9 protein-coding genes are annotated in these 11,598 nt (G+C 67.8%); all 9 read left to right on the top strand.

Going from position 1 to position 11,598, the window contains the following annotated elements:
• Nucleotides 1-15: 15 nt before the first annotated feature.
• The 9 genes from araD to ACNR9W_RS16720 all read left to right on the top strand — a co-directional run bounded on the left by araD (nt 16) and on the right by ACNR9W_RS16720 (nt 11,278).
• Nucleotides 16-1,752, top strand: coding sequence for an L-arabinonate dehydratase (gene araD / locus ACNR9W_RS16760; protein ID WP_419269581.1), 1,737 nt, complete (start codon nt 16-18; stop codon nt 1,750-1,752).
• Nucleotides 1,752-2,648, top strand: coding sequence for a dihydrodipicolinate synthase family protein (locus ACNR9W_RS16755; RefSeq protein ID WP_419269582.1), 897 nt, complete (start codon nt 1,752-1,754; stop codon nt 2,646-2,648). The genes araD and ACNR9W_RS16755 overlap by 1 nt, the downstream gene beginning before the upstream one ends.
• A 10-nt stretch (nt 2,649-2,658) precedes the next feature.
• Complete coding sequence (locus tag ACNR9W_RS16750; RefSeq protein WP_419269583.1) at nt 2,659-3,384, top strand: ribonuclease activity regulator RraA; 726 nt, start codon at nt 2,659-2,661, stop codon at nt 3,382-3,384.
• 1 nt (nt 3,385) lies between these two features.
• Nucleotides 3,386-4,903 (top strand): aldehyde dehydrogenase (NADP(+)), encoded by a 1,518-nt coding sequence (locus ACNR9W_RS16745; RefSeq protein ID WP_419269584.1) that lies wholly within the window; start codon nt 3,386-3,388, stop codon nt 4,901-4,903.
• Nucleotides 4,904-5,190: 287 nt separating this feature from the next.
• Entirely contained in the window at nt 5,191-6,645 is a 1,455-nt protein-coding gene (locus ACNR9W_RS16740; protein WP_419269585.1) for an ABC transporter substrate-binding protein, read from the top strand.
• 64 nt (nt 6,646-6,709) lie between these two features.
• Nucleotides 6,710-7,633 carry an ABC transporter permease gene (locus ACNR9W_RS16735; RefSeq protein ID WP_419269586.1) on the top strand — a complete coding sequence of 308 codons (924 nt, stop codon included), beginning with the start codon at nt 6,710-6,712 and terminating at the stop codon, nt 7,631-7,633.
• A gap of 2 nt (nt 7,634-7,635) precedes the next feature.
• Nucleotides 7,636-8,598 carry an ABC transporter permease gene (locus tag ACNR9W_RS16730; protein WP_458478762.1) on the top strand — a complete coding sequence of 321 codons (963 nt, stop codon included), beginning with the start codon at nt 7,636-7,638 and terminating at the stop codon, nt 8,596-8,598.
• Nucleotides 8,595-10,244, top strand: coding sequence for a dipeptide ABC transporter ATP-binding protein (locus ACNR9W_RS16725; RefSeq protein ID WP_419269590.1), 1,650 nt, complete (start codon nt 8,595-8,597; stop codon nt 10,242-10,244). Before ACNR9W_RS16730 ends, ACNR9W_RS16725 begins: the two co-directional genes overlap by 4 nt.
• 80 nt (nt 10,245-10,324) lie before the next feature.
• Entirely contained in the window at nt 10,325-11,278 is a 954-nt protein-coding gene (locus tag ACNR9W_RS16720; RefSeq protein ID WP_419269591.1) for a 2-hydroxyacid dehydrogenase, read from the top strand.
• Nucleotides 11,279-11,598 lie beyond the last annotated feature (320 nt).

Raw genomic sequence — 11,598 nt, 5'->3', positions numbered from 1 at the left:
CGACCCGAGGTAGACATGACCACGACCAAGAAACCCGCCGATCTGCGCAGCGCCCGATGGTTCGCGCCGGACGACCTGCGCAGCTTTGGCCACCGTTCGCGCATGATGCAGCTGGGCTATTCCGAGGCCGATTTCATGGGCCGCCCGATCATCGGCATCCTGAACACCTGGTCCGACCTGAACAGCTGCCATTCGCACTTCCCCGAGCGGGTCAAGGATGTGAAGCGCGGCGTCCTGCAGGCCGGCGGCTTTCCGGTCGAGCTGCCCGCGCTGTCCGTCGACGAAAGCTTCAACAAGCCCACCTCGATGCTCTATCGCAACCTCCTGGCCATCGAGACCGAGGAACAGATCCGCAGCCACCCGCTGGACGGCGTCGTGCTGATGGGCGGATGCGACAAGACCACGCCGGGCCTTGTCATGGGTGCCATCACGGCAGGCGTGCCGATGATCTATCTGCCGGCGGGGCCGATGCTGCGCGGCAACTATGCCGGGCAAAAGCTTGGGTCGGGTTCGGATGCCTGGAAGTACTGGGATGAACGGCGCGCGGGCAACATCACGGACGAACAGTGGCAGGGGCTGCAGGGCGGCATCGCCCGTTCGGCCGGGGTCTGCATGACCATGGGCACGGCCAGCACGATGACCGCGATCACCGACGCGATGGGGCTGACGCTGCCCGGCGCCTCCTCGGTCCCGGCAGTCGATGCGGGCCACCAGCGCATGTCGGCAGATTGCGGCCGCCGCATCGTCGACATGGTCTGGGAGGATCTGACCCCCGACCGCATCGTGACCGAGGCCGCCGTCCGCAATGCCGCCATCGTCGCGATGGCCACCGGCTGCTCGACCAATGCCGTCGTCCACCTGATCGCCATCGCCCGCCGCGCCGGCGTCGACCTGACGCTGGACCAGTTGGACGAACTGGGCCGGGTCACGCCGCTGGTGGCCAATGTCCGGCCCTCGGGCAAGGACTACCTGATGGAGGACTTCTTCTATGCGGGCGGCCTGCGCGCGCTGATGAAGCAGATCGAGGACCGGCTGGACCTGTCGGCCCTGACCGTCACCGGCAAGACGTTGGGCGACAACCTGGAAGGCGCCGTGGTCTTCAACGACGACGTCATCCGGCCCCTGTCGAACCCGGTCTATGCCGAGGGCTCGCTGGCTGTCCTGCGCGGCAACCTGTGTCCCGATGGCGCGGTGATCAAGCCCGCCGCCTGTGATCCGAAATATCACGTCCACGAAGGGCCGGCGCTGGTCTTTGACAGCTACCCCGAGATGAAGGCGGCGGTCGATGACGAGAACCTGGAGGTCACGCCCGACACGGTCATGGTTCTGCGCAATGCGGGGCCGCTTGGGGGACCGGGCTTTCCGGAGTGGGGCATGCTGCCCATCCCCAAGGCGCTGATCAAGCAGGGCCACCGCGACATGCTGCGCATTTCCGACGCGCGCATGTCCGGCACCTCCTATGGCGCCTGCGTGCTGCATGTCGCACCCGAAGCCTATGTGGGCGGGCCGCTGGCGCTCTTGAAGACCGGAGATATCGTGCGGCTGGACCTGCCGTCGCGCCGCCTGGACATGCTGGTCGACGAGGCCGAGTTGGAGGCGCGCCGCGCCGCTTGGCAGGCACCCGATCCGCGGTTCGAGCGGGGCTGGGGCTGGATGTTCTCGCGCCATGTCACACAGGCCGACAAGGGCTGCGACTTCGATTATCTCGAGCGGGGCTTCGGCCGCGCCGCCGGCGAACCGGATATCTTCTGATGATGGCGCTGGATCAGGCCCTGACGGGCATCTCGGGCATCCTCGTCACCCCTTATGGCGACCGGGGCGACATCGCGCCGGCGCGGCTGGCGCCGATCCTGGATCGGGCGCTGGCGGCGGGGCTGCACATGCCGGTCGTGAACGGCAACACGGGGGAATTCTATGCCCTCACCACCGACGAGGCCTGCACCATGGTGCAGGAGGTCGCGCGACTGGTGGACGGCCGCGCGCCGTTGCTGGCCGGCGTGGGACGCGGGTTGCGCGATGCGCAGCGGCTGGCCCGTGCCTCGGCCGATGCGGGGGCTGCGGCGCTGATGGTGCATCAGCCGCCCGATCCCTTTGTGGCGCCGCGCGGCGTGGTGGATTACCTGAAGGCCGTGTCGGATGCGTCCGGCGGGCTGCCGATGATGATCTATCTGCGCAACGACGCCATCGGCACCAGGGCCATCGCGGATCTCTGCGCGGTGCCGGGCGTGCGGGGCGTCAAATGGGCCACGCCCAACCCCCAGAAGCTGGCCGAGGCGCGGGCCGCCTGCGATCCTGCCATCGTGTGGGTGGGGGGCTTGGCCGAGGTCTGGGCGCCCACCTTCTATGCCGTCGGCGCGCGGGGGTTCACCTCGGGGCTGATCAACGTCTGGCCGGAACATTCCGTGGCGATCCATGCCGCGCTGGAGGGCGGCGATTATCACGGCGCCAACGCCCTGATCGACCGGATGCGGGTCTTTGAGGACATCCGCGCGCAAGAGATGAACGGCACCAATGTCACGGGCGTCAAGGCGGCGCTGATCGCGCAGGGGCTGGATTGCGGTCCCACGCGGGCACCGTCGGCTTGGCCGCTGACCGCCGCCCAACAGACCGACCTGGACCGCTTCATGGCGGCCAACGGCTTAATCTGAGGAATACATGATGAGCGACTACATCCTCTCTGACGAGACGCGCGAAAAGCTGAAGAAGGTGTCCACGGCATCGGTCGCGACGGCACTTTACAAGCGCGGATTGCGCAACCAGTTCGTCCAGGGGGTCGTGCCGGTGGAAAGGAAGCCCGTGACTATGGTGGGCCAAGCCTTCACACTGCGCTATATCCCCGCGCGCGAGGATCGCAACCCGATCACCGTCTTCCGCAACCGCGACCACAAACAGCGCGTCGCCGTTGAAACCTGCCCCGAGGGCCATGTACTGGTCATGGATGCGCGCAAGGACAGCCGCGCCGCGACGGCGGGGTCGATCCTGATCACCCGGCTGGCGCTGCGCGGCGCGGCGGGCGTTGTGTCGGACGGGGGTGTGCGCGACGCGGCGGGGATCGCCGCGCTGGACATGCCGGCCTATTTCGCCCGGCCCTCGGCGCCCACCAACCTGACGCTGCACGAGGCGATCGACATCAACGTGCCCATCTCCTGCGGCGATGCCCCGGTCTTTCCGGGCGACGTGATGCTGGGGGACGGCGACGGGGTCATGGTCATCCCGGCGCATCTGGCCGAGGAGATCGCCGAGGAATGCACGGGCATGGAATCCTTCGAGGACTTCGTGCTGGAGCAGGTGAATGCCGGCGCGGCGATCATCGGCCTCTATCCCGCCACGGATGAGGAAAATCTGACGAAATACGCCGAATGGCGCAAACGGACAGGACGCTGACATGACCCATATTCCCCATGGCGACCACCTGATCGCAGGCGAGAAGATCCGAACCGAGGGCCGTTTTTCCTCGGCCCCCGCGACGGGTCAGGCGCATGAATATTCGGTCGGCACGCCCGAGCTGGTGGCGCAGGCCTGCGCCGCCGCCGACGCGGCCTTTGAGGGTTTCGCGGCCAGCAGCCGCGAAGAGCGCGCGGCCCTTCTGGAGGCCATCGCCGAGGAGATCGACGCCCGCGGCGACGCCATCACCGCCATCGGCCACGCCGAGACCGGCCTGCCCGAGGCGCGCATGCAGGGCGAACGCGGCCGCACCACCGGCCAGCTGCGCCTGTTTGCGGAACATGTGCGCAAGGGCGATTATCTGGACCGCCGCCATGACAAGGCGCTGCCCGACCGTCAGCCGCTGCCGCGTCCCGACATGCGGATGATCCAGCGGCCGATCGGTCCAGTTGCCGTTTTTGGCGCCTCGAACTTCCCGCTGGCGTTTTCGGTCGCGGGCGGCGACACCGCCGCCGCGCTGGCCGCCGGCTGCCCGGTCGTGGTCAAGGGCCACAGCGCCCATCCCGGCACGGGAGAGGTCGTGGCCGACGCGATCGTCGCGGCGATCAAGCGGCTTGGCATGGACCCGCGCATCTTCAGCCTGGTCCAGGGGGGCAAGCGCGACGTGGGCGAGGCGCTGGTCACCGACCCGCGCATCAAGGCCGTGGGCTTTACCGGATCCCTGGGCGGGGGCCGCGCGCTTTTTAACCTCTGCGCCAGCCGGCCCGAGCCGATCCCCTTCTTCGGCGAACTGGGCAGCGTGAACCCGATGTTCGTCCTGCCCCAGGCCGCCGCCGCGCGTGGCGCGCAGATCGGTCAGGGCTGGGCGGCCAGCCTGACCATGGGCGCGGGCCAGTTCTGCACCAACCCGGGCATCGGCGTGGTGGTCGACGGCCCCGATGCCGATGCCTTCGCCGATGCCGCCAAGGAGGCGCTGTCGGCCACGGGTCCGCAGGTCATGCTGACCGACGGGATGGCGGATGCCTATCGCAGCGGCGCGGCCCGCGTGGGGGCCGGCAAGGGTGTGCGCGCACTGGTCACGACGACCTGCGAGGCCCGCAACGGCTCTCCCTATCTCTTCGAGGTTTCGGCGGATGATTGGCTGGAGAACCACGAACTGGCCGAAGAGGTCTTCGGTCCTCTTGGCCTAATCATCCGCGTCCGCGACCAGGCGCAGATGGAGCAGGTGGCCCGCAGCTTTGGCGGCCAGCTGACCACGACCCTGCAGATGGACGAGGGCGACACCGACCTGGCCCGCCGCCTGCTGCCGGTGCTGGAGCGGATGGCCGGCCGCGTGCTGGCCAACGGCTTCCCCACCGGCGTCGAGGTTTCCGACAGCATGGTCCATGGCGGTCCCTATCCCGCCAGCACCAATTTCGGCGCGACCAGCGTGGGGACCCTGTCGATCCGCCGCTTCCTGCGGCCGGTCTGCTTCCAGAACCTGCCCGAGGCGCTGCTGCCCGCCGATCTGCGGTCGTGATGCCTTGGCCGGTGCGGGCAACAGCCCGCACCGGCCTTCCCGAACGCGGGTGCCGCAGCGATTGCGGCACCCGGCCCGAACCACGACGGTCATCGCTGACCGTGAGGATCTCCCACCCGGAAAAGAGTGTGAATGTTCTGAGGCACTAGGTTTCTTCGGCGACGGCATCCTGTTGGGAGGCAGGTCCGTCACGTGCGCGCCGCTGGCCTTGCACGCCGATCAACGAGCAGAGGAGGGCTCGCCATATGAAGACAATTCTTGTTCCATCCCTCGTGGCCGGACTGTTGATGTCCGTATCGCAGGTCGCCGCGCAGAACGTGACCGTGGTCCTGCCCGAGCAGCCCGCCAACCTCGAGCCCTGCCGCTCGATCCGCGCGGATATCGGCCGCGTCATCAATATGAACATCACCGAGACCCTGACGGTCACCAATCCCGAGACGGGCGAGGTCGTGCCCCATCTTGCGACGGAATGGACGCAGGTCGATCCGCAGACATGGCAGTTCACCCTGCGCGACGGCGTCACGTTCCAGGACGGCGCGCCGCTGAACGCGAAAGCCGTGGTCAATTCGGTCGATCGGCTGATGAACCCGGCGCTGACCTGCGACAGCCGGTCCAAGTTCGGCGACCAGAAGCTGACGGCCAGCGCGGTCGATGAGCGGACCGTGCAGATCCAGTCTTCGATCCCCAACCCGATCATGCCGACCCTGATGAGCACGGTGCAGATCGTGGCGCCCTCGCTTCCCTTCGACGCGGAAACGAATGAGCCCGCAGGCACCGGCCCCTATGTCCTTCAGGAAGCCACGCCCGAACGCATCGTGCTGTCGCGCCACCCCGACTACTGGGGAGAGGCGCCTGCGGTCGAGGAAGCCACCTTCGTCTGGCGCGGCGAAAGTGCCATCCGGGCCGCCATGGTCGAGACGGGCGAGGCAGACCTGACCCCGGCCATCGCGGTTCAGGACGCGACCAACCCCGAGACGGACTTTGCCTATCTGAACTCGGAAACCACTAGGATGCGGATCGACATGCAGATCCCGCCGCTGGACGATGCGCGCGTCCGCGAGGCGCTGAACATCTCGATCGATTGGGACGGCATGGGCGAGGCGCTGTTCGGGGCCGACGTGCTGCGGGCCTCGCAGATGGTGGTGCCGGGCATTCGGGGCCACAACGAGGCGCTGCAGCCCTGGACCTATGACCTGGAGCGCGCGCGCCAGCTGATCGAGGAGGCCAAGGCCGACGGCGTGCCGGTCGACACGCCCATCACCCTGATCGGGCGCAACGGCTTTTTCCCGAACTCGGGCGAGTCGCTGGAGGCGATGCAGGCGCTGTGGTCCGACCTGGGCCTGAACATCGAGGTCCGCGCGCTGGAGGCCGCCGATTGGGTGCGCTATCTGGACAAGCCCTTCCCGCAGGACCGCGGTCCGACCCTGTTCCAGCAGCAGCACGACAACAACACCGGCGATGCGGGCTTTACCATCCCGGTGATGTATACCAGCAACGGCCAGTATTCGACGGTCTCGGACCCGGCGCTGGACCAGGTGGTGCAGGAGGCCATGACCGCCACCGGCGAAGACCGCGCCAAGGGCTTTGCCGAGGCCGCGCGGATCGTCCATGACGACCTGATCGCGGACATTCCGATGTATCACATGGTCGGCTATGTCCGCGTCAACCCGCGCCTGGATTGGACCCCCGACCTGAAGACCAATGGCGAGATCCAGCTGTCCAAGATCCGCTTCAATGACTGACCGGAAGGGGCGCCTTGGCGCCCCTTTCGTCTTGCATGGACATTGAGGAAAAGGAGCCCGCCCGGTGCTGCGATACATCTCCAGACGCACAGCCCACAGCCTGATCGCGCTGGTCGGCCTTCTTGTGCTGGTCTTCTTCCTGTCCCGGCTGACGGGTGATCCGGCCTATCTGTATCTGCCGCTGGACGCGACCGAGGCGCAGCGGCAGGCCTTCAACCAGATGAACGGCTTTGACGATCCGATCATCGTCCAGTTCCTGCGCTATCTGGGCGACCTGGCGCGGCTGGATTTCGGCATGTCGCTCAGCCGCAACGTGCCGGCCATGGGCGCGGCGCTGGAGGCCTTTCCGCAGACGCTGAAGCTGGCGGCCATCGCCATGGGCCTGTCCTTTGCCCTTGCGGTCCTGGTGGGGTCGCTGGCGGCGGCCCGGCCGGGGTCGATCTTCGACAGGCTGGCCACGACCTCGTCCCTGGCGGGGGCCAGCGCGCCAGACTTCTGGGTGGCCATCGTGGCGATCCTGGTCTTTTCGGTGTCCCTGGGCCTGCTTCCGACCTCGGGCACCGGATCGGCGCTGCATTGGGTCATGCCGATCGGCGTCCTGATGCTGCGGCCCTTCGGCCTGCTGACGCAGGTGGTGCGCGGGTCGATGATCGGGGTCCTTTCGGCGCCCTATGTCAAGACGGCGCGTGCCAAGGGCGTCCGGCGCGGCAAGATCATCTTTGTCCACGCCCTGCGCAACGCGCTGCTGCCCGTCATCACCGTCGCGGGCGACCTGACGGCGGGGCTGATCAACGGCGCCGTGGTGGTCGAGACGATCTTTGGCTGGCCGGGCATCGGCAAGCTGATGATCGACGCGATCCTGCGGCGCGACTTTGCGCTGATCCAGTCGACGATCCTGGTGACGGCACTGGCGATCTTCATCCTCAATATCGTGATCGACCTCGTTTATGCGCTGCTCGATCCCCGGATCAGGCATCAGGCGGCATGACGATGATGGAACCCACCCCCGCGCCCCGGCCGCAGGCCGATCCCGCCACGCCGTCCCGGCGCCTGCCCCTGGGACTGCGCAGGTTGCTCGGCGATCCGGTCACGGCCGGCGCCCTGGTCTTTCTGTGCGTCGTTGCCATCTGCGCGCTGATCGGCCCTGCGCTGATGGGCGATCTGGCGGAAAAGCCGAACTTCCGCGCCCGCAACATGCCGCCCTTTTCGCTCGACCAGGGCTGGGCCTTTGTCCTGGGGGCCGACACCCTGGGCCGCAGCATCCTGGCGCGCCTGATCGTCGCCGCGCAGACGACGCTTGGGGTCGCGGCCTCGGCGGTGCTGTGCTCGTTGATCATGGGCGGCATGCTGGGCCTGGTGGCCGGCTATTCGAAGGGGCGCCTCGGCACGATCATCCTGCGGGCCACCGACATCGTGATGAGCTTTCCGTCCCTGCTGCTGGCGCTGATCGTGCTCTACAGCCTGGGACCCTCGATCACCAACCTGGTGATCGTCCTGGCGATCACGCGCATCCCGATCTATCTGCGCACGACGCGTGCCGAGGTGATGGAGGTGCGCCAGCGCATGTTCGTGTCGGCGGCCGAGGCCCTGGGCGCCAGCCATTCCCGCATGATCTTTCGCCACATCGCGCCGATGGTGATCCCCACGCTTCTGACCATCGGGGCGATCGATTTCGCGACGGTCGTCCTGGCCGAATCCTCGCTGTCCTTCCTGGGGCTGGGGGTGCAGACGCCCGCCTTCACCTGGGGCTCCATGGTCGCCACGGGGCGGGGCTACCTGGCCAATGCCTGGTGGGTGGCCTTCTGGCCGGGCCTGGCCATCCTGCTGACCACGCTGTCGCTGAACATCCTGTCGGGCTGGTGGCGCACCTGGTCGGACCCCCATCAGCGCTGGCGGCTGGAACTGGATCGCAGGACCCTGAAGCGCCTGAACCGCAAGGACAAGACCGCATGAGCGATGACCCCCATGCCGCAGAGACCGCCATGCCCCTGATCGAGGTGCGCGGGCTGACCGTCGATTTCCATGCCGGGGCCGGGACGTTCCGCGCGGTCGATGACGTGTCATACCACGTGAATGCCGGAGAGACGCTGGTCATCCTGGGGGAATCGGGATCGGGAAAGTCGGTCAGCTCCTCGGCGATCATGGGGCTGATCGACACGCCCCCGGGCGAGATCGTGTCGGGCAGCATCCTCTATCGCGGGCAGGACATCACGCATCTGGGGGAAAACCAGCGGCTGGCCTTTAACGGCGCCCGCATCGCGATGATCTTCCAGGATCCGCTGTCCCACCTGAACCCGGTCTTCACCATCGGCTGGCAGCTGACCGAGGTCTATGCGGCGCATGGCAAATGCAGCGCGGCCGAGGCGCGCCGCCGCGCCATCGCCGTCCTGGACCGCGTGGGCATCCCCGAGCCGCAGACGCGTATCGACTGGTACCCGCACCAGTTCTCGGGCGGCCAGCGGCAGCGGATCATGATCGCCATGGCCATTGCGCTGGACCCCGAGGTGCTGATTGCGGACGAGCCGACGACGGCGCTGGACGTCTCGGTCCAGGCGCAGGTGCTGGACCTTCTGAAGCGGCTGCAGCGCGAGGATGGCCTGGCCATCATCATGATCACCCATGACCTGGAGGTGGCCGCCAGCATGGCCGACCGGATCGTCGTCATGAGCCAGGGCCGCATCGTCGAGGCCGGCGAGGCGCAGGCCGTCTTTGCCGCCCCCAGCCACGCCTACACGCGCAAGCTGATGGAGGCGCTGCCCGGACATGACGGCGCGGGCGCACGGGTGGCGGACCAGGGCCCGCCGGTCCTGGAGGTGCGGGACCTGGTCAAGGTCTACGGGCTGCCGGCGGGGACGCCCCGCAACCCGGCCATGCCGCATGCCGTCAACGAGGTCTCGTTCACGCTGACCAAGGGGCAGACCCTGGGCATCGTGGGCGAAAGCGGGTCCGGCAAATCCACGGTCGCCCGGATGCTGTTGCGCCTGACACCCACCACCGAAGGGCAGGTGCTGTGGCGCGGTCGCGATGTCCTGACGATGGGGCCAAAGGACCTGCTGGCCTATCGCCGGCGGGTGCAGATGGTCTTTCAGGATCCCTATTCCTCGATGAACCCCCGGATGAGCGTCTTCCAGATCATCTCGGAGCCCTGGGTCATCCACCGCGACATCCTGCCCAAAGCCGCGTGGCGCGACCGGGTTCGCGAGCTTCTGGACCTGGTCGGGCTGCAGCCCGAACATGCGGACCGCTATCCGCACCAGTTCTCGGGCGGGCAGCGGCAGCGGATCGCGATCGCCCGGGCGCTGGCCTGCGATCCCGAACTGATCATCTGCGACGAGGCGGTTTCGGCGCTGGACGTGTCGATCCAGATGCAGGTGATCAACCTGCTGGCAGACCTGCGCGACCGGCTGGGGCTGAGCCTGGTCTTCATCACCCATGACCTGCCGATCGTCCGCAGGCTGGCCGACCGCATCCTGGTCATGAAGGGCGGCCGCGCGGTCGAGGAGCAGGAGGCAGAGATGCTGTTCCGGAACCCGCGCGAAGATTATACACGGACTTTGATCGGCGCCGCGCCGAGGCCCAAGTGGGAGATGGCGGGATAGGGCCTGCCCCGGTTCCATCGCGCGGCCGTCGCGGGCCGTGCCCCCTGCGCGATCCAGCCTTGACCTGAAAGGGATACCCGATGACCAAACCGACCATCCTGCGGGCGGCAGAACTGCCGGCCTCCACGCTGGCAGAGCTTGATGCGCTGTTCACCGTCCTGCACCTGCCCGAGGACGAGGCGCAGATCCCCGCCTTTCTGCAGCGGCACGGCGCGGCCGTGACCGGGCTGGCCCTGCGCAAGACGGTCGTGGACCGCGCCATGCTGGACGCCCTGCCGGCGCTGGAGATCATCGCAAGCTACAGCGCCGGGCTGGACAATGTCGATCTGGAGGCGGTCCATGCCCGGGGCATCCTGGTGCGCAACAGCTCGAACATCCTGGCGCGCGATGTGGCCAACACGGCCATCGGGCTGCTGCTGGCCGTCACGCGCGACATGGTGCGGGCCGATGCCTTCGTCCGGGACGGCAGCTGGGCGGGCGGGGCGACCTATCCGCTCGGGCGGTCGGTGGTCGGCATGACGGTGGGTGTGGTGGGCCTTGGCGCGATCGGCATGGAGGTCGCGTCGCGTCTGCAGGCCCTGGGGGCCAAGGTCGCCTATACTGGCCCCCGCCCCAAGCCGGTCGATCTGCCCTATCACGCGTCCATCGTCGATCTGGCCGCGGAATGCGACGCCATCGTCCTGACCTGCCCGCTGACCGAAGCCACCCATCATGCGGTCGATGCCCGCGTGCTGCAGGCGCTTGGGCCGCAGGGCTACCTGATCAATATCGCGCGCGGGCCCGTCGTGGACGAGGATGCGCTGGTCGCGGTGCTTGGCCAGAACGGCATCGCCGGGGCCGGGCTGGACGTCTTCGAGCACGAGCCCCAGGTTCCCAAAGCGCTGCTGGAGCACCCGCATGTCGTCCTGACGCCCCATCTGGGTTCGGGGACCGAGGAAACCCGGCAGGCAATGGCCGACAATGTGGTCGATGTGCTGGCCGAGCATTTCGGGCTGCGCGGTCCCCGGCAGGTTCCCGGAAAGGCAGGGCACTAGGCGCAGGCTGCTCCGGCAAGGCCGGGGCGCGCAGCACAGCGTACGCGCCGCAGGGTTACTGACCCGGTGCAAGGCATGAGACGAAACGCGCCTGATCCCGCCGACCTTGGAGCAACGGCAAGTGATGCTCGCAACAGCACATGGCCAGCCCTCATGCCGGCCGTCGAGGTCCAGCAGTAGTGCAGGCGACGAAGCCGGCGCTTCCAAGCCGATCTGCAACTCCATCCAGGGGCCAGGGCCTTGGTAACGGCGAAGGCGTCAGCCCCCAACCCCCGGCCAATCAGTGCTTGAGGTTTGGGACAGGCCGGACATGAGTTGGA

It is taken from the genome of Paracoccus sp. T5, assembly GCF_048538155.2.
In the GTDB taxonomy this organism is placed as follows: Bacteria; Pseudomonadota; Alphaproteobacteria; order Rhodobacterales; family Rhodobacteraceae; genus Paracoccus.
This window is presented reverse-complemented; position numbering and strand designations above follow the sequence as displayed.